Below are 17143 nucleotides of genomic sequence, written 5' to 3'. Positions count from 1 at the left end.
ACTCCATCGAGTGGGCCCCGTTCGAGTGTGGGTCAGCGCCCCAGGAGATCGGTGAGGGCGCCGACCGGGTCGAGGTCGGGAGCGCCGCGCGGCCACCAGTCCTCACGGCCGGCGTCCGACTCGTAGCCGTACCAGAGCCCGTCGCGGCCGAGGCGGAGCTGGAGCGACTCGGTGGAGAGCCGGTTGCGCCAGGGGCGGAAGGCGGGGAAGTCGGCGGCGATCAGGGCGGGTCTCGCCCGGTCGAACGGTCCGGCCGGCGGATCCCACGGCTCCTCCAGTACGGAGAGACCGAAGGCGCCGCCCTGCCGCCACGCGGCAACGGCCCGGGCGAGGTCGGTCGGGGTGCGGTCCAGGGCGTACGCCAGGTCCCGGTAGAGGGCCCGGGTCGAGGCGGTGAGCCCGGACCCGGGGTGCGCGGCGGCCAGCCGCACGGCGTCCTGCCACGGGGTGAGCGCGGCCACCGGATCCTGCCCGGTGGTGAGGAACGCATGGGCGCGGACGGCCGCTTCGGAGGCGAGGAGGTCCAGGGCGAGCGGGTCGGGGGCGTCCGGGTCGGGCGGGAAGACGGCGGGGCGGCCGGGCCGGTCGGGCGGCGGCAGCGGGGCGGGCAGCGCCGGCCCGGTCCGGTCCGCCGCGTCGAGCACGGCCCGGGCGGGGACGGTCGGCATCGGGGGCGCGGCGGCGGTCGTCTCCGCCGCGGACAGCGCGGCGTTGCGCCGGGTCAGCTCGGCGAGCAGTTCCTGCTCCCCCCGGCCCCGCATCAGGAACAGGACGAACGGGTCCTCGTCGAGGAGCCGGGCGGCCTGGTAGCAGAGGGCGGCGGCGTGCTTGCAGGGGTAGCCGTCGTCCGGGCAGGAGCAGTCGGGCACGAGGTCGCCCGGGGCGGGCAGCAGTCCGGTGACCGCCTCCAGGGCGTGCGGCACGTCCTTGTCGAGCAGGGCGGCGATGTGGTCGGGGCGGGCGGCGACCTGGTCGAGGAACCGCTCCCACCCGTCGTCGCCGAGGGTCCGCATCCTGATCTCGGTGCGGTACGGGCGGGGCCTGCTGCCGTGCACGTAGGCGACGACCCGGCCGGGGGTGACGGTGATCGCGTCGACGTGGCCGCGCCCCGCGTACGCCTTGCCGCGGGCCAGGCGCGCCGGGTCGAGGGCGGTGTCCTCCAGGGCGTCCACCCAGGCGTTCCCCCACCAGGTGGCGGCGAACCTCCCGTCGGGGGCCCCGCGGGGCGCGACCGGGGGGAAGCTGCGGCGGCGGTCGTCGCGGCGGGGCACCGCGCCGCGCGCGCCCCTGGGGGTGGTCACGACGGCCTCCTCAGGGACACCAGGTCGGCGAGCTCCCGGTCGGTGAGCTCGGTGAGGGCCGCCTCGCCGGAGCCCAGGACGGCGTCGGCCAGGGCCCGCTTCGCGCGGAGCATCTCGCCGATCCGGTCCTCGACGGTGCCCTCCGCGACGAGCCGGTGGACCTGCACGGGCTGGGTCTGCCCGATGCGGTAGGCCCGGTCGGTGGCCTGCTCCTCCACGGCCGGGTTCCACCAGCGGTCGTAGTGCACGACATGGCCGGCCCGGGTGAGGTTGAGTCCCGTGCCCGCGGCCTTGAGGGAGAGCAGGAAGACCGGGACCTCGCCGGCCTGGAAGCGGTCGACCATGCGCTCCCGCTCCGCCACCGGCGTCCCGCCGTGGAGGAGTTGGGCCGGGATGCCGCGCGCGGCGAGGTGGTCGGCGAGCAGCCGTGCCATCGTCACGTACTGGGTGAAGACGAGCACCGAGCCGTCCTCGGCGAGGATCGTGTCGAGGAGTTCGTCGAGCAGGGCGAGCTTCCCGGAACGGCCCGCCAGGCGCGCGGTGCCGCTGCCCCGCGGCGCCTCCTCCCTCAGGTACTGCGCCGGGTGGTTGCAGATCTGCTTGAGCGAGGTCAGCAGGGCCATGACGAGGCCGCGGCGGGCGATGCCCCGGGCCTCCTCGATCCGCGCCATGGTCTCGCGGACGACCGCCTCGTACAGGGAGGCCTGCTCCCGGGTGAGGGAGACGGGGTGGTCGGACTCCGTCTTCGGCGGCAGCTCGGGCACGATGCCGGGGTCGGACTTGCGGCGGCGCAGCAGGAAGGGCCGGACGAGCCGGGCCAGCCGCTCGACGGCCTCCTCGTGCTCGATCTCCTCGTGGTTCTCGACGGCACGGGCGTGCCGGGAGCGGAAGGCCTTGAGGGGACCGAGGAGACCGGGGGTGGTCCAGTCGAGCAGCGCCCACAGTTCGGAGAGGTTGTTCTCCACGGGGGTGCCGGTGAGGGCGACGCGGGCGGGCGCGGGGATCTCCCGCAGGGCCCGCGCGGTCGCCGAGAAGGGGTTCTTGACGTGCTGCGCCTCGTCCGCGACGACCATCCCCCATTCCCGTCCGGCCAGTTCGGCGGCGCTCGTCCGCAGGGTCCCGTAGGTGGTGAGGACGAACCCGCCGTCGACGCCGTCGAGGTCGCGCTCGGCGCCGTGGAAGCGGCGGACGGGCACGTCGGGCGCGAACCTGCCCACCTCGCGCTGCCAGTTGCCGAGGAGGGAGGCCGGGCAGACGACGAGGGTGGGGGCACGCCGGGCACGACGCAGGTGCAGGGCGATGAGGGTGACGGTCTTGCCGAGGCCCATGTCGTCGGCGAGGCAGCCGCCGAGGCCGAGCGAGGTCATCAGGTCCAGCCAGGCGAGGCCGCGCAGCTGGTAGTCGCGGAGGGTGGCGGTGAGGCCGGGCGGGGCCGGTACGTCCTCGGGTCCCGCGAGGAGCCGGTCGCGGAGCGTGGCGAGCGCCCCGACGGGGACGGCCGGCACGGTCTCCCCGTCCACCTCGGCGGTGCCGGTGAGGGCGACGGCGAGGGCGTCGACCGGTTCGAGCAGACCGAGCTCCCGCTTGCGCGCCTTGCGGACGAGGTCGGGGTCGACGACGACCCACTGGTCGCGCAGGCGCACGATCGGCCGGTGGGCCTCGGCGAGGTGGTCCATCTCCCGCTCGGTGAGCGGGTCGCCGTCGAGGGCGAGCTGCCAGTTGAACCTCAGGAGTTCCTCGCTGTCGAAGAACGCGGTGCCGTCGGTCGCCGAGCCGGGCGCGGCGTGGGCGGTGCTGACCACGGCGGAGGCGCTGAGGGAGCGGGCGAGCTCGCGCGGCCAGTGCACGGCTACCCCGGCGTCGGCGAGCCGGGCGGCGGCGGGGCCGAGCAGTTCGTACAGCTCGTCCTCGGTGACGGCGAGGACGTCGGGCACGTCCCGCTCCAGGAGCCGGGCGAGCGGGGGCCAGACGCGGGCGGCCCGGCGCAGGGCGAGGACCGCGTCGATCCGGGCGCGGGGCCCGAAGTGCTCGCCGTCGCCGGCCCACAGCGCCGTGGCGTCGATGACGAGGGTGGGGTCGGCGAGGCTGTGGATCTGGAGGAGCGCGGCGGCGGCGTGCCGCTCGCCGCGGGTGCTCCCGTCGGCGCCGCTGCCGTCCGCCCCGGCGTCCGGGGAGGCGTCGAACAGTTCGTACGGCGAGAAGTCCAGGCGGAGCGAGACCCGGACGCCCGCGTCCATCCCGGCCGCCGCCTCGGCGGCCCAGGCACGGGCGCGCGGGAGGTGCTGGGGCGCCCGCGCGGCGAACGGCGCCCCCACCGCGTGGGCGGCGGCCGGGGTCCGCGGAAGCACGTCGGCGACCGCGTCGAGGAAGGCCCGCACCAGCGCCTCGGGATCGGGCAGCCGCAGCGGTCCGCGCCCGGGGACCGGGACGGCGTGCCCCTCGAACGGCAGGGCCGCGGCCACGGCCCTCAGGTGGGCGATGTCGTCGGCGTCCAGGGGGCCGGCCCGCCAGGCGTCCAGGTCGTCGGAGGTCAGCCCCGGCAGCATCCGGCCGCGGGCGACCAGGTGCAGGGCGTGCAGGGCGGCGGCGCCCCAGGCCGCGGTCGCCGGGTGGGCGGCCGGATGGCGGCGGGCCGCGACGAGGCGGGGCAGCGCGGCGTCGACCGGCAGGACCAGGGCGGGGACGGACCGGCTCCGGGCTCCGCTGCCGTGCCGCCGGGCGACGGTCAGCTCGGCGCGCTCCGCGCCGCTCTCCGCCGGGTCGGGCAGCGCACCCCCGTCGGGTGCCCAGAGGGCGACCCGGCCCTCACGGGGCAGTGCGGCGGGCAGGAAGACGGCAGCACCGCTGGTCCAGGTGTGTGCCACGGCTCCGCGCTCCTTCCCTCCGGCCGGCGGACGTCCACCGGACCTCCGACCTTACGGCGGGGGTCTGACAACGGCCGCCAGGCGGGTTCGCCCGAGCGGCCCACCAGCGGATGACAGGGGCCGTCCGGGGCGCGAGGGTGGCCTGAAACCGGGTGCACCCGCAGTGCGTGCGGGAACGCGGACCCGGACTCCGACAGAAGAGGAACCGACATGTCCGTTCGCCGGCGTCTCACGACCGCCACCGGGGCCGTGCTGCTCACCTTCGCCGTCGCCGGCTGTTCGAGCCTGGGCCGCACGATGGTCGGCACGCTCTCGTACGAGACGGATCGCGAGGTCGTGGTGACCGTGACGAGCCCCTCGGTGAACGGCTGCCACCGCCTCCTCGCCCCGAGCGGGGTCCACCGGGTCGAGAACAACACCCTGGTCGACATCCGGCTGTACCCGACGCGCGACTGCAAGGGGAAGCACAACATCTACCTCCCCATGAACACCAGCTACCGGGTCGCGCCGGGCGCCCTGCCGTGGCGCAGCTACAACGTGATCCACTAGCGGCCGCGCGCTCGCCGGTTCCCTCCGCCCCGCCGCAGGGTCCACCCTGGAAGAGCCCCTTGGGGGCTCGGACGGGAGAGGGTGACCGTCATGCGTTCCGGGAACGAGCCGGCGACCGCGCGCAGCCCCCTGCGCATGCGCTTCTGGCTGGGTCTGTGGGGGCTGCTCTGGGCCGCCTTCGGGACGACGGCGTTCGCGCTGCTCGGCCGGCCCGGCTGGGCCGCGGCCTGCGGCGTGCTGTTCCTGGTGGTGCTGGCCGACCTGGCGATGGTGGTGCGCCACATCCGCCAGGGTCCGCACTGGCAGCCGGGCCGGGACGTCCCGCCGTACGAGCCCGACCACGACGGCCCGCGGCGCTGAGCGCCGACGGGTGCGGAGGGCCGACGCGACGGAGGCGCCCCGGGGGCCGGGAGGCCGGTCGGGCTACTTCTCCGTGTCGAATCCGGCGGCCTGGAGGTACTCCGGCTTGGGGTCGAGTGCGGCCGCGAGACGGAAGTGCCGGGTGGCCTGGGCGGTCAGGCCGGAGCGCTCGAAGGTGCGGGCGAGGGCGAAGTGCGCGAAGGCGTTGTCCGGCTCGCGCTCCAGAACCAGCTCGAACTCCAGCTGCGCGGGTCGCAGCTGCGCGGCCGCGAAGAAGGCCCGGGCCCGCAGCAGCCGCGCCGCCGTGTTCTCGGGATGGGCGGCGATCACGGAGTCCAGGAGCTTCACCGCGCCACGAGGGTCCCGCGCGGCCAGCAGGTGCTCGGCTGCGCGGAAGTCGATGACGTGCGTTTCCGGATTACTGTCGGCCACCATGGCATCCTTCCCCTCGTCCGGTGCTTGAACACCGGACCGGGCACCCTCATTCCGCCGACGCGCGCCGCTCCAGCTCGGCCCAGACCTTCCGCACCTGCGGTTCGAGCGCGTCGAGCGGTCCGTCGTTGTCGATCACGAGGTCCGCGACGGCCAGCCGGTCCGCGCGCGTGGCCTGGGCCGACATCCGGGCGCGGGCCTCGGACTCGGCCATGCCCCGGAGCCGTACGAGCCGGTCGAGCTGGGTCTCCGGGGAGGCGTCCACGACGACGACCAGGTCGTACAGCGGTGCGAGCCCGTTCTCGGTGAGCAGGGGTACGTCGTGGACGACGACGTCCCCCGGGGCCGCCTGTCCCTCCAGCTCCGCCGACCGGGCCCCGACCAGGGGGTGGACGATGGCGTTGAGGGTGGCGAGGCGGTCGGCGTCGGAGAACACGAGGGAGCCGAGCCGGGGCCGGTCGAGCGTTCCCTCGGCGGTGAGGACGTCGTCCCCGAAGGCCTCCACGACGGCGGCGAGCCCCGGTGTTCCGGGCTCGACGACCTCGCGGGCGATCCGGTCCGCGTCGATCAGCACGGCTCCGTACGAGACGAGCAGCCGTGACACTTCGCTCTTGCCGGCGCCGATCCCGCCGGTCAGGCCCACCTTCAGCATGAGCGGCAGCTTAGTGGCCTGTACCGGGCGGGTCAGGAGTCGCCCTCCCGCTCGGCCAGGAAGCGCTCGAACTCCCGGCCGAGCTCGTCCGCCGACGGCAGGTCGACGGGCTCGGCGACCAGGCTGCCGCGGGTCTCCGCGCCGGCCGCCGCGTCGTACTGGTGCTCAAGGCCCTGGACGAGCGCGACGAGCTCCTCGTCGCCCTCCCCGATCTGGCGGTCGATCTCGGTCTGGGTGCGGCGGGCCTCGGTCCGCAGCGCGTGCGCGACCGCCGGCAGGACGAGGCCGGTGGCGGCCGTCACGGCTTCGAGGGCGGTCAGCGCCGCGTCCGGGTACGGGGAGCGGGCGACGTAGTGCGGGACGTGCGCGGCGACGCCGAGCGTGTCGTGGCCGGCCTCGGTCAGCCGGTACTCGACGAGGGCCTCGGCGCTGCCGGGGACCTGGGCCTCGTCGAAGGGGCTGCGGTGGCCCGGCATCAGGTCGGTGCGGCTGCCGTGCGGGGTGAGGCCGACGGGCCGGGTGTGGGGCACGCCCATGGGGATGCCGTGGAAGTTCACGGAGAGGCGCACGCCGAGGCGCTCGATGATCTGCCGGACGGCCGCGGCGAACCGCTCCCACTCCACGTCGGGCTCCGGGCCGGAGAGGACGAGGAAGGGGGCGCCGGTGGCGTCCTGGACGAGGCGGACCTCGATGGACGGCGTCTCGTACGCGGTCCAGCGGTCGCGCCGGAAGGTCAGCAGCGGGCGGCGGGCGCGGTAGTCCACGAGCCGGTCGTGGTCGAACCGGGCCACGAGCTGGTGGGGCAGGGTGTCGAGCAGGCCTTCGACGATCTGCTCGCCGGTCTCGCCCGCGTCGATGTAGCCGTCGAAGTGGTACAGCATGACCAGCCCGGCCGACTCTTGCGCCAGTGCCAGGTCGACGACGGCCAGGCCCTTGGCGTCCCATTCGTACAAATCCTGGGGATCAAGCACGATTACCGCTCCTCCTCGTGTTCTCTCTGGGAACGTCTCGCGCGGCAGGGCCATTCCCGGACGGCGTGATCTTCCGTACGGGTGCGGGCGCGGACCCCGGGACACGACGGAGGCCCGCTCCCCCGGAAGTGGAGCGGGCCTCGGTTCGCTAGCGGCTAGCGCTCAGCGGAGAGCCTGTTCAGCTCTGGCCGCCGGCCAGCTTCTCGCGCAGGGCGGCGAGCGCCTCGTCCGACGCCAGGGCGCCGGAGTTGTCGTCCGACTCCGAGGAGTACGAACCACCCGAGATGCCCGCACCGGCGTTGCCACCGGCGGCCGGGGCGGCAGCGCCCTCGGCAGCGGCGGCCTCGTCGGCCTCGCGGGACTTGATGACCTGAGCCTGGTGCTGCTCGAAGCGAGCCTGCGCCTCGGCGTACTGGGTCTCCCAGGCCTCGCGCTGGGTCTCGAAGCCCTCGAGCCAGTCGTTGGTCTCGGGGTCGAAGCCCTCGGGGTAGATGTAGTTGCCCTGGTCGTCGTAGGACGCGGCCATGCCGTACAGGGTCGGGTCGAACTCGACCGAGGCCGGGTCGGCACCGAAGGACTCGTTGGCCTGCTTCAGCGAGAGGCTGATGCGACGACGCTCGAGGTCGATGTCGATGACCTTGACGAAGATCTCGTCGTTGACCTGGACGACCTGCTCCGGGATCTCCACGTGGCGCTCGGCCAGCTCGGAGATGTGGACCAGACCCTCGATGCCCTCGTCCACGCGGACGAACGCACCGAACGGAACCAGCTTGGTGACCTTACCCGGGACGACCTGACCGATCTGGTGGGTCCGGGCGAACTGCTGCCACGGGTCCTCCTGCGTCGCCTTCAGCGACAGGGAGACGCGCTCGCGGTCCATGTCCACGTCGAGAACCTCGACGGTGACCTCCTGGCCGACCTCGACGACCTCGGAGGGGTGGTCGATGTGCTTCCAGGACAGCTCGGAGACGTGCACGAGGCCGTCGACGCCGCCCAGGTCCACGAAGGCACCGAAGTTGACGATCGAGGACACGACGCCGGAGCGGACCTGACCCTTCTGGAGGGTCGTGAGGAAGGTCTGGCGGACCTCGGACTGGGTCTGCTCGAGCCAGGCACGGCGGGACAGGACCACGTTGTTGCGGTTCTTGTCCAGCTCGATGATCTTCGCCTCGAGCTCCTTGCCCACGTAGGGCTGGAGGTCGCGGACGCGACGCATCTCGACGAGGGAGGCCGGCAGGAAGCCACGGAGGCCGATGTCGAGGATGAGACCACCCTTGACGACCTCGATGACGGTACCGGTGACGATGCCGTCCTCTTCCTTGATCTTCTCGATGGTGCCCCAGGCGCGCTCGTACTGGGCACGCTTCTTCGAGAGGATCAGGCGGCCTTCCTTGTCCTCCTTCTGGAGAACCAGGGCCTCGATCTCGTCGCCGACCTTGACGACCTCGTTCGGGTCGACGTCGTGCTTGATCGAGAGCTCGCGGCTCGGGATGACACCTTCGGTCTTGTAACCGATGTCGAGCAGGACCTCGTCCCGGTCGACCTTCACGATGACGCCGTCGACGATGTCGCCGTCGTTGAAGTACTTGATCGTCTCGTCGATCGCGGCGAGGAAGGCTTCCTCGTTACCGATGTCGTTGACCGCAACCTGCGGGGTGGTGCTGGTGGCGGTGGTCTCGGTGCTGCTCGTCATGTGGGAAAGGGCTCCGGTTACGGACAGAAAGTCGTAGGTACTGCTACGCCGAGAGCCCGTATCGCACCAAGAAGCCGGACAGCCAATGAGGCCCGCTTCCCGTGAGGGAGGAGCCTCGAGAACCGAGGGGACATACAACAGGTACGAGCGCGGCCTGCTCCGTCTGAGGCGCGCAGGCCCGCAGCGCAACCTTTAGCATACGGGGGCGGCCGGACAGGGTCAATGCGCGAAGCGCGCACCCGGGGCAGTTCTGCTCAACTCCGGCACCAACGTGTGGGCTTCCACGCCGCGTCGGCGGGATCCGCGCACGGCGGCACTGAGCGCAAACTACATCGGCGGGCGAGATGAACCAAGAGTACGAGCACGAAGTGACCTCCTCCTCTGCCGAGGACGAGGCCGAGGCGACACGGCGTGACGCGGGGGACGCGGAGAGCAGCCGGGCGAGCCGCGGCTGGTGGGACAGGAACGCCGACGAGTACCAGAGCGATCACGGATCGTTCCTGGGCGACGACCGGTTCGTCTGGGGTCCCGAGGGGCTCGACGAGGAGGACGCCGGGCTCCTCGGTCCGGTCTCCTCCCTCCACGGTCTCGACGTCCTGGAGATCGGGGCGGGCGCCGCGCAGTGCTCGCGCTGGCTGGCGGCTCAGGGGGCGCGGCCGGTCGCCCTGGACCTCTCGCACCGGCAGCTCCAGCACGCGCTGCGGATCGGCGGGGACCTGCCGCTGGTGGAGGCGGACGCCGGGGTGCTGCCCTTCCGGGACGCCTCCTTCGACCTGGCGTGCTCGGCGTACGGCGCGGTGCCGTTCGTCGCCGACCCGGTGAAGGTGTTCCGGGAGGTGCGGCGGGTGCTGCGGCCGGGCGGCCGCTGGGTGTTCTCGGTGACGCATCCGATCCGCTGGGCGTTCCCGGACGAGCCCGGTCCCGAGGGCCTCTCGGTCGCGGCCTCGTACTTCGACCGCACGCCGTACGTGGAGCAGGACGAGCAGGGGCGGGCGGTGTACGTGGAGCACCACCGGACGATCGGCGACCGGGTGCGGGACGTGGTGGCCGGCGGGTTCCGGCTGGTCGACCTCGTCGAGCCGGAGTGGCCGGAGTGGAACGGTCAGGAGTGGGGCGGCTGGTCCCCGCTGCGGGGGAACCTGATCCCGGGGACCGCGATCTTCGTCTGCGAGCGCGCGGAGTAGGAGGGAGGGTCCGGGGGGCGGTTCGGTGATCGGCGCCCCCTCGGGTGCGCTTGTCGTACTTACAAGGGGACCTGTGGACAACGCGGCCCGCCCTTCTCGCGTGGCGTAAGAGACTGAGTGCGTGATCCGAAACGACGCACTCGACCGTCTTCCCGTCCGCCATGCCGTCCCCGAGCTGCTGAGCGCGCTCGACCGGCGCGGTGCGGCCGTGTTGTCCGCGCCTCCCGGTACGGGCAAGACGACGCTGGTGCCGCTGGCGCTGGCGGGCCTCATAGGGGAGGGACCGCGGCGGCGGGTCCTGGTGGCCGAGCCGCGGCGGATGGCGGTGCGGGCGGCGGCGCGGCGGATGGCGTGGCTGCTCGGCGAGGAGGTCGGCGGCGCGGTCGGCTTCTCGGTGCGTGGTGAGCGGCGGGCTGGTCCGTCGTCCCGGGTCGAGGTGGTGACCACGGGCATCCTGCTGCAGCGGCTCCAGCGCGATCCGGAGCTGGCGGGGGTCGACGTGGTGCTGCTCGACGAGTGCCACGAGCGGCATCTGGACGCCGACACGGCGATGGCGTTCCTGGTGGACGTGCGGGCCGCGCTGCGGCCCGAGTTGAGGCTGATCGCCGCGTCGGCGACGAGCGACGCGGCGGCCTGGGCCGAGCTTCTGGCGTCCCTGGACGACGGGGGGCCCGCGCCGGTGGTGCGGAGCACGGGCGAGGGCCACGGCTGCCGGGTGTTCTACGAGGCGCCGCCGTCGGGCGTCCGGCCGGCGCACGGCACCTGGGTGGATCCGGCGCTGCTGCGGCACGTGGCGGCGACGGTGCGGCTGGCGCTGGAGCGGCACGAGGGGGACGTCCTCTGCTTCCTGCCCGGTACGGGGGAGATCGCGCGGACGGCCGGGATGCTGGCGGACCTGGACGCGGCGGTGCTCCAGCTGCACGGGCGGGCACCGGCGGCGGTGCAGGACGCGGTGCTGCGGGGTGCGGAGCCGGGCGGGCGGCGCAGGGTGGTGCTCGCGACGTCGGTGGCGGAGTCGAGCCTGACGGTGCCGGGGGTGCGGATCGTCGTGGACTCGGGGCTGGCCCGGGAGCCGCGCACGGACCACGCCAGGGGGCTCGGTTCCCTGGCGACGGTGACGGTCTCCGAGGCGACCGCGACCCAGCGGCTCGGCAGGGCGGGCCGTGAGGCGTTCGGGTTCGTCTACCGCTGCTGGGCGGAGGCGAGCGACGGGGGCAGGCCCCGCTTCCCGTCCCCGGAGATCAGGGTCGCCGACCTGGCGGACTTCGCCCTGAGGGTGGCCTGTTGGGGCGATCCGACGGCGGCGGGGCTCGCGCTGCTGGATCCGCCGCCCGCCGGGGCGATGGCGGCGGCCTGTTCGGTCCTCGGCTCGATCGGGGCCGTGGACCCGGCGGGGCGGGCCACCGACCGGGGGGTGCGGCTTTCCAGGCTCGGGCTCCATCCCCGGCTCGGCCGGGCGCTGCTGGACGGCGCGCCCGAGGTGGGGGCGCGGCGGGCGGCGGAGGTGGTGGCGCTGCTCAGCGAGGAGCCGCCGCGGGACTACGGGGACGATCTGGCCGCGGCTTGGCGGGCCGCCCGTCGGGGCGCCGACGGGTACGGCGCGCGGTGGAAGGCGGAGGCGCGCCGCCTGGAGCGGTCGGTGGCGGAGGAGGCGAGCACGGACGGCCGGGGCGTCCCGGCGGGGCCGGCCGACGGGGACGACGCCGTGGTGGGTCTGGTGACGGCGCTGGCCTTCCCCGAGCGGGTGGCGAGGGCGCGTGAGCAGGGGGGCTATCTGATGGTGTCGGGGAGCGGCGCCCGGCTCGGCGAGGGGTCCGGGCTGCGGACCGCGCCGTGGCTGGCCGTGGCGGTGGCGGACCGCACCGCCAGGGACGCGACGGCGCGGGTGCGGCTGGCGGCCGTGGTGGACGAGGACATGGCGCGACGGGCGGCCGGTCATCTGCGGGCGGCAGGAGAGGAGGTCCGCTGGGAGGAGGGGGACGTGGTCGCGCGGTCGGTGGAGCGGCTCGGCGCGGTGGAGCTGACGGTCCGGCCGCTCGGGGCGAGGGCGGAGCCGGAGCTCGTGCGGGAGGCGTTGCTCGACGGGCTGCGGCGCGAGGGGCTCGGGCTGCTGCGGTGGGGCCGGGAGGCCGGGGAGCTGCGGGCGCGGCTCGCCTTCCTCCATCGGGAGGTGGGGGACCCCTGGCCGGAGGTGACGGACGGGGCGCTGCTGGAGCGGGCCGGGGAGTGGCTGGAGCCGGAGCTGTCCCGGGCCGCCCGGCGGGCCGATCTGGGGCGGATCGATGCCGGAGAGGCCCTGCGGCGGCTGCTGCCGTGGGCGTCGGGCGAGGCGGGCCGGCTGGGCGAGCTGGCGCCGGAGCGGATCGAGGTGCCGAGCGGTTCGCGGATCCGGGTGGAGTACGGCGGCGAGCGGCCGGTGCTCGCGGTGAAGCTCCAGGAGATGTTCGGTCTGGCCGAGACGCCCCGGGTGGCGGGGGTCCCGGTGCTGGTCCACCTCCTCTCCCCCGCCGGGCGGCCGGCGGCGGTCACCGCCGACCTGGCGTCGTTCTGGCGGGACGGCTACCGGTCGGTGCGGGCGGAGTTGCGGGGGCGGTACCCGAAGCACCCGTGGCCGGAGGATCCGTCCGCGGCGGAGGCGACGCGGTTCACGAGCGCGCGGCTCAGACGGGAGGGGTGAGCGGGGCGGTCGCGGAGGCCGGTGCGGGGCGGCGGGAGCGGGCCTCCAGCCAGAGGGCGAGGGCGAGGAGCAGCAGGGCGAGGAGGGTGAGGCTCCAGGGCAGGTAGGAGACGAGCAGGAGGACCGTGAGGCGGTTGGAGGAGACCATCTCGCCGACGCTCCGGACGTAGTCCTCGCGCATCTTCACGTGCCCCTCGAAGACGGTGAGGGTGTCGCGGCCCATGAGGGCCTTGGCGTTGCGGAGTTCCTCCTTGTGGATCTCCTCGCCGTTCACGGGGGCGCCGGTGACCGGCTCGACCCAGAACATCCGCTTGGTGGTGTACCAGCGGGTGAGGCCGGAGTCGGCGAGGAGCTGCGGGGTGATGCCCTTGACCGGCATGGTCTTGGGCATGGGGACCTCGGTCCAGGGGATGGTCTGCTCGAAGTAGTAGACCTCCGTGCCCCGGAAGGTGCGGGTGCCGCGGTAGTGGATGGGGGACGAGGTGCGGGTCTGGGCGTCGAAGTACTGGTAGTCCCGCTTCTCGGTGAGGAAGGGCCACTTGAACTCGATGCCCTCGCGCCGGACCGGGTCGCCGTCGACGGACTCGCCGGTGGCGTTGACGGGGTCCTGGGTGTGGGCGTCGAAGATGTAGCGCTCGGGGACCTTGGAGACCATCTTGCCGTCGGGGCCGGTGATGTAGGCGAGGGCGTCCCAGACGACGACGTCGCGTCCGGCGTCGCGTTCGATGCGCCGCGACTCCTCCACGTTGCCCTTGAGGGTCTGGATGATCGTGATCTTGTCGACCTTCTCCGCCTTGAGGGTCGTGTAGTTGAGCAGGGTCGCGGGCTTCGCCTCCAGGACGGTCTCCTGGTACTGGTTCGGCGGGATCTTCGCCAGCCGGGGGAAGGCGTACCAGCGCAGGGTCGGGGCCATCGTGGCGCAGAAGACGGCGAGGGCGAGGAGGACGAGGCTGGCTCGGCGGCGCACGGTCGCCCCCTACTTCTTGGGGCCGGGGTCGGCGGTCAGCAGGGGCTTGGGCGAGGTGGGCCCGTCGGGCGGCAGATCGACCACGGAGACGAGGAGGGCGAAGAGGAGGACTGGGGCGAGTCCGATGGCGGCGGCGACGAGGGCGCGCATGGTCGGCCTCCCGAGTGCGATCTGATAGGTCGTCAGGTCGGGGCACCGTAGCAACGCGACCGCGAGATGAGAACACGTCGCACCGACCCGCACGGGGTTCCCGACGTCGGATGGGTAGCCGGGACACGGTCGGCACCCAGGGGTGCCGACCGTGTCCGACGGGGCTGCCATGCGGCAGCCGGGGCCGTTCCGTCGGGCCGGCCCGGCGGAACGCCCCCGAGGGGGGAGACGCCGAGCGCCGCTCCCCCGCCCGGTGGGGGCGGAGAGGCGGCGCTCGGGGTGGGGCGGGGGGAGGGCGGGGGTGGGGAGGGTCAGGACGAGGGGGAAGGGGAGGCCTCGGGCGAACCGCTGCTCGACGGGGTCGGCTCCGGAGTCGAGCTCGGGCTCGGGCTCGGGCTCGCGGTGGGTGACTCGACCGTCAGCTTGATCGTCGTGGTGGCATCGCCGGGCGCGGTGAGGAGGAGCACGTAGGAACCGGCCTTGTCGCCCGCGAGGAGGGCCGGCAGCGAGACCAGGCCGTTCGCGTCGGCCTTGAGGGTGAGTGTGCGGGTGCCGTCCTTGAAGGTCGGGCCGTCGGTGCTCGCCGTGGTGCCTTCGGCGTCGGCGATCACCGCCGTGACGAGGACGCCGGGGGCGAGGGCACCCTTCAGGGTCGCCTTCAGCTGCACGGACTGGGCGAACGTGGTGCCGGTGGTGGCCGTCAGCGGGTCGCCGCCGACGCGGGTGAGGGCGTCGGCCTGCCGCTCGGTGACGGTCGCGGTGAACCGGGTCGCCTCGATGCCGCGGCCCACGACGGTGGCCTTGACCGTGAACGTTCCGGTCTTCTCGCCGGCCCGCAGGGCGGGGGCGGCGGCGAGTCCGGCCGAGCCCGTGGTGACGTTCGCGGTCGTGCCGCCGCCGGGGAAGCGGGTGTCGGTGGTGCCGGTGATCTCGAAGCGGACGACCACGCCGGCGATCGGCGCGCCGGCGGCGTCGAGCGCGGCGACCGTCGGGGTCTTGGCGAAGGAGGTCTCGGTGGGCGCGGTGAGGGACCCGGTGGAGACGGCAGAGAGGCGCACGACCTTCACAGCCGGCGGCACGACGGGCGGAACCGTCGGCTTCGTCGGCGGCGTGACCGGGGGCTTCACCGGCGTCGTCGGCTTGGTCGGCGGCTTCGTGGGGTCGGGCTGGCCCGGCTTCGTCGGGTCGGGCTTCGGCGCGCCCGTCCCGGACGGCGTCGGAGCGGGCGTGGTCGGCGCCGGCGTGAACGGCGTCGTGGTGCCGGGGTGGCGGGTGCGGCCGTCGCTCCGGTCGACCGGCAGCACTCCCGTGCCGTCCGGGACCTGGTGGGTGCCGCGACGGTAGTACTCGAACCACGACGTGACCGTGTTCAGGTACTCCGTGGAGCGGTTGTAGCTGAGGATCGCGCGGTCGAGGTCGGCCTTGAGCGCGAGGTTGCGGTCGTTGGCGCAGAGGTAGAGTCCGGCGGCCTGCGCGGCGTCGTAGATGTTGTTCGGGTCCTTCTTCCCGTCGCTGTTCGCGTCCTGGCCCCAGGTGGCCCAGGTGGACGGGATGAACTGCATCGGGCCGACGGCGCGGTCGTGGGTGCGGTCGCCGTCGAAGGCGCCGCCGTCGGTGTCGGAGATGTTGGCGAATCCGACGCCGTTGAGGACGGGGCCGAGGATCGGGGAGAGGGTGGTGCCGTTGGCGTCCACCCGGCCGCCGCGCGCCTGCCCGGACTCGACCTTGCCGATGCCCGCGAGCAGCTGCCACGGCAGGTTGCAGCCGGGGTTGGTGGAGCGGATCGACTGCTCGGCGCGCTGGTAGGCGGCGAGTACGGACGCGGGTATGCCGGCCTGGGCGGGGCCGGTGATCACCGGTACGTTGGCGGTGGGCGCCCCGGGCTTGTTCGGCGTGTTCAGCGGCGGCAGTTCCGTGTAGTACGGCGAGTTGCCGGTGGCGGAGCCGTCGCCGGTCGGCGATGCCGTGTCCCCGGCACCGATGGCCCGGTCTCCGCCCGCGTTGTCGGTGGGTGGCGGGATCATCTCCGGCGCCTGCGAGGCGGCGAGCGCGGCGACCGCCGCGGCCACCACCGCACCGCTGGTGGCTCCCTTGCGCAGCCTGCGGCTCAAGTGCGCTGACATGTCCGTGGTCCCTTCCCCCTCGACGGAGGTCCCGCGCTCCCCGCGCGAGACCTCTGGCGACCCTATGCCAACTCCGGTCCACCGAACACCGGGCCTTGACCGGGTTTCACCGTTTCGACACCTCTCGCCCGCCCGGCGAGCTTGCAGTCGTATCCCATGGGACGGTCGGGGGTGGGAACCGTGCGGAGGGTCGGACACCTCTAGCACTGCGGCCGGTGAGAGACGCCGGCCGGGACCACCGGAGCCTGGGGGAAGACCCGTTGCCGTTCACGCTGAGCCATGCCGCTGCCGTGCTGCCCGGACTGCGGCGGAACGGGACCGCGCGCGGCCCCCTGGTCGCGTCCGCGCTCGTCGCGGGCTCCTTCGCGCCCGACATGACCTACTTCGCGGCGACGGCCTTCCCCGACGCGATGGTCTTCGGGGACGTGACCCACTCCCCCGTCGGGATCGTCACCGCCGACGTCCTGATCACCGCCGTGCTGGTGGCCCTCTGGCTGACCGTCCGCGAACCGCTCGTCGTGCTGCTGCCCGCACGGTGGCGCGGGCGCGTGTACGGGTTCGTCCGGGGAGCGGCCTGCCGCGACCGGCACCCGGCCGTGCTCGCCGGGTGGTTCGCCCTCTCCGCGGTCGTCGGCTCGACGACCCACGTCGTGTGGGACTCCTTCACCCACCTCGACCGCTGGGGCACCCGGGCGATCCCGGTCCTCGGCGACGTCGTGGCGGGCTTCCCCGTCTACCTCTACGCGCAGTACGGGGGTTCGGCGCTGGCGCTCGGGCTCCTGGTGTGGTTCACCGCGCGGGCGCTCCGCTCGGCACCGGAGGCGGACGGGCCCGCCGGGGTGCGGGTCCCGGGCCGGCGGGGCCGGCTGCTCGCGGCCGCCCTCATCGGAGGCTGCGTCCTCGCCGGAATGGCCCACCGGGTGCTGCGCTGGGCCGCCTACTGGGGCTGGGACCGGATCGAGACGCCCCTGGACGTGATTCCGACGGCCTGTTTCGGGGCCGGGGCGGGCCTCTTCGTCGGCCTCGTGCTGTACGGGGCGGGGGTCCGGCTCCTGGGTGCGTCCGCCTCGGTCACGGCGCCCCCTTCCGGCGGTGCCGTGGCAGCACGGGAGTGCGAGGGGGAAGCGGACGGGCCGGTGGCGGCGGAGCGGTCGCGCCAGGGATCGCGCTGATCCCCTGGAGAGGCCGACCGCCAGAGACGCCGACCGCCCCGGCAGGCC

At 74.1% G+C, this 17143-nt stretch carries 14 protein-coding genes; 5 read left to right on the top strand and 9 right to left on the bottom strand.

What is annotated here, in order from left to right; genetic code table 11:
• Nucleotides 1–32: 32 nt before the first annotated feature.
• Both ACF09E_RS25585 and ACF09E_RS25580 read right to left on the bottom strand, forming a co-directional pair.
• Nucleotides 33–1301: an SWIM zinc finger family protein gene (locus tag ACF09E_RS25585; RefSeq protein ID WP_392207365.1), complete on the bottom strand. Its 1269-nt coding sequence runs from the start codon at nt 1299–1301 to the stop codon at nt 33–35.
• Nucleotides 1298–4165: a DEAD/DEAH box helicase gene (locus ACF09E_RS25580; RefSeq protein ID WP_392207363.1), complete on the bottom strand. Its 2868-nt coding sequence runs from the start codon at nt 4163–4165 to the stop codon at nt 1298–1300. Before ACF09E_RS25580 ends, ACF09E_RS25585 begins: the two co-directional genes overlap by 4 nt.
• A gap of 210 nt (nt 4166–4375) precedes the next feature.
• Here ACF09E_RS25580 and ACF09E_RS25575 point away from each other — a divergent pair, with 210 nt between their 5' ends.
• Nucleotides 4376–4714, top strand: a complete 339-nt coding sequence (locus ACF09E_RS25575; RefSeq protein WP_361855228.1) for a hypothetical protein — start codon at nt 4376–4378, stop codon at nt 4712–4714.
• Between the two features lie 90 nt (nt 4715–4804).
• Nucleotides 4805–5074 carry a DUF6343 family protein gene (locus ACF09E_RS25570; protein WP_392207361.1) on the top strand — a complete coding sequence of 90 codons (270 nt, stop codon included), beginning with the start codon at nt 4805–4807 and terminating at the stop codon, nt 5072–5074.
• 63 nt (nt 5075–5137) lie between these two features.
• On the opposite strand, the gene ACF09E_RS25565 is transcribed toward ACF09E_RS25570, so the two are convergent.
• From ACF09E_RS25565 to rpsA, 4 genes are all read right to left on the bottom strand, one after another.
• Nucleotides 5138–5506 (bottom strand): tetratricopeptide repeat protein, encoded by a 369-nt coding sequence (locus ACF09E_RS25565; protein WP_148005297.1) that lies wholly within the window; start codon nt 5504–5506, stop codon nt 5138–5140.
• A gap of 49 nt (nt 5507–5555) precedes the next feature.
• The gene (coaE, locus tag ACF09E_RS25560) at nt 5556–6158 is read right to left on the bottom strand and encodes a dephospho-CoA kinase (protein WP_392207359.1); all 603 of its coding nucleotides are present in this window, start codon (nt 6156–6158) and stop codon (nt 5556–5558) included.
• Nucleotides 6159–6190: 32 nt separating this feature from the next.
• Nucleotides 6191–7129 (bottom strand): PAC2 family protein, encoded by a 939-nt coding sequence (locus tag ACF09E_RS25555; RefSeq protein WP_361855220.1) that lies wholly within the window; start codon nt 7127–7129, stop codon nt 6191–6193.
• Nucleotides 7130–7307: 178 nt separating this feature from the next.
• Nucleotides 7308–8822 carry a 30S ribosomal protein S1 gene (gene rpsA / locus ACF09E_RS25550; protein WP_030325237.1) on the bottom strand — a complete coding sequence of 505 codons (1515 nt, stop codon included), beginning with the start codon at nt 8820–8822 and terminating at the stop codon, nt 7308–7310.
• Nucleotides 8823–9166: 344 nt separating this feature from the next.
• Between rpsA and ACF09E_RS25545 the strand changes: the two genes are divergently transcribed.
• Together ACF09E_RS25545 and hrpB are read left to right on the top strand one after the other, a co-directional pair.
• The gene (locus tag ACF09E_RS25545) at nt 9167–10006 is read left to right on the top strand and encodes a class I SAM-dependent methyltransferase (RefSeq protein ID WP_392207357.1); all 840 of its coding nucleotides are present in this window, start codon (nt 9167–9169) and stop codon (nt 10004–10006) included.
• Between the two features lie 121 nt (nt 10007–10127).
• On the top strand, nt 10128–12683 hold the full coding sequence (gene hrpB / locus ACF09E_RS25540; RefSeq protein ID WP_392207355.1) for an ATP-dependent helicase HrpB: 2556 nt from the start codon (nt 10128–10130) through the stop codon (nt 12681–12683).
• Here hrpB and ACF09E_RS25535 read toward each other — a convergent pair.
• From ACF09E_RS25535 to ACF09E_RS25525, 3 genes are all read right to left on the bottom strand, one after another.
• Nucleotides 12667–13650, bottom strand: a complete 984-nt coding sequence (locus ACF09E_RS25535; protein WP_392207353.1) for a DUF3068 domain-containing protein — start codon at nt 13648–13650, stop codon at nt 12667–12669. The genes hrpB and ACF09E_RS25535 overlap by 17 nt on opposite strands.
• Before the next feature lie 9 nt (nt 13651–13659).
• A complete protein-coding gene (locus tag ACF09E_RS25530) occupies nt 13660–13800 on the bottom strand; it encodes an SPW_0924 family protein (protein WP_362217256.1) in 141 nt (46 codons plus the stop codon).
• Between the two features lie 311 nt (nt 13801–14111).
• Nucleotides 14112–15923: a lytic transglycosylase domain-containing protein gene (locus ACF09E_RS25525; protein ID WP_392207351.1), complete on the bottom strand. Its 1812-nt coding sequence runs from the start codon at nt 15921–15923 to the stop codon at nt 14112–14114.
• Nucleotides 15924–16183: 260 nt separating this feature from the next.
• On the opposite strand from ACF09E_RS25525, the gene ACF09E_RS25520 reads away from it, so the two are divergent.
• Complete coding sequence (locus tag ACF09E_RS25520; RefSeq protein WP_392207349.1) at nt 16184–17095, top strand: DUF4184 family protein; 912 nt, start codon at nt 16184–16186, stop codon at nt 17093–17095.
• Nucleotides 17096–17143 lie beyond the last annotated feature (48 nt).

Origin of the sequence: Streptomyces sp. NPDC014891, assembly GCF_043081085.1 — a bacterium.
In the GTDB taxonomy this organism is placed as follows: domain Bacteria; phylum Actinomycetota; class Actinomycetes; order Streptomycetales; family Streptomycetaceae; genus Streptomyces.
The sequence above is the reverse complement of the archived record's forward strand: the minus strand, read 5'-3'. Positions and strand labels throughout refer to the sequence as shown.

What these genes read in the sequence shown, in the direction of transcription:
- ACF09E_RS25575 (WP_361855228.1), top strand. Translation starts at nt 4,376, where the DNA reads ATGTCCGTTCGCCGGCGTCTCACGACCGCCACCGGGGCCGTGCTGCTC.
- ACF09E_RS25570 (WP_392207361.1), top strand. Translation starts at nt 4,805, where the DNA reads ATGCGTTCCGGGAACGAGCCGGCGACCGCGCGCAGCCCCCTGCGCATG.
- coaE (WP_392207359.1), bottom strand. Translation starts at nt 6,158, where the DNA reads ATGCTGAAGGTGGGCCTGACCGGCGGGATCGGCGCCGGCAAGAGCGAA.
- rpsA (WP_030325237.1), bottom strand. Translation starts at nt 8,822, where the DNA reads ATGACGAGCAGCACCGAGACCACCGCCACCAGCACCACCCCGCAGGTT.
- ACF09E_RS25545 (WP_392207357.1), top strand. Translation starts at nt 9,167, where the DNA reads ATGAACCAAGAGTACGAGCACGAAGTGACCTCCTCCTCTGCCGAGGAC.
- ACF09E_RS25530 (WP_362217256.1), bottom strand. Translation starts at nt 13,800, where the DNA reads ATGCGCGCCCTCGTCGCCGCCGCCATCGGACTCGCCCCAGTCCTCCTC.
- ACF09E_RS25525 (WP_392207351.1), bottom strand. Translation starts at nt 15,923, where the DNA reads ATGTCAGCGCACTTGAGCCGCAGGCTGCGCAAGGGAGCCACCAGCGGT.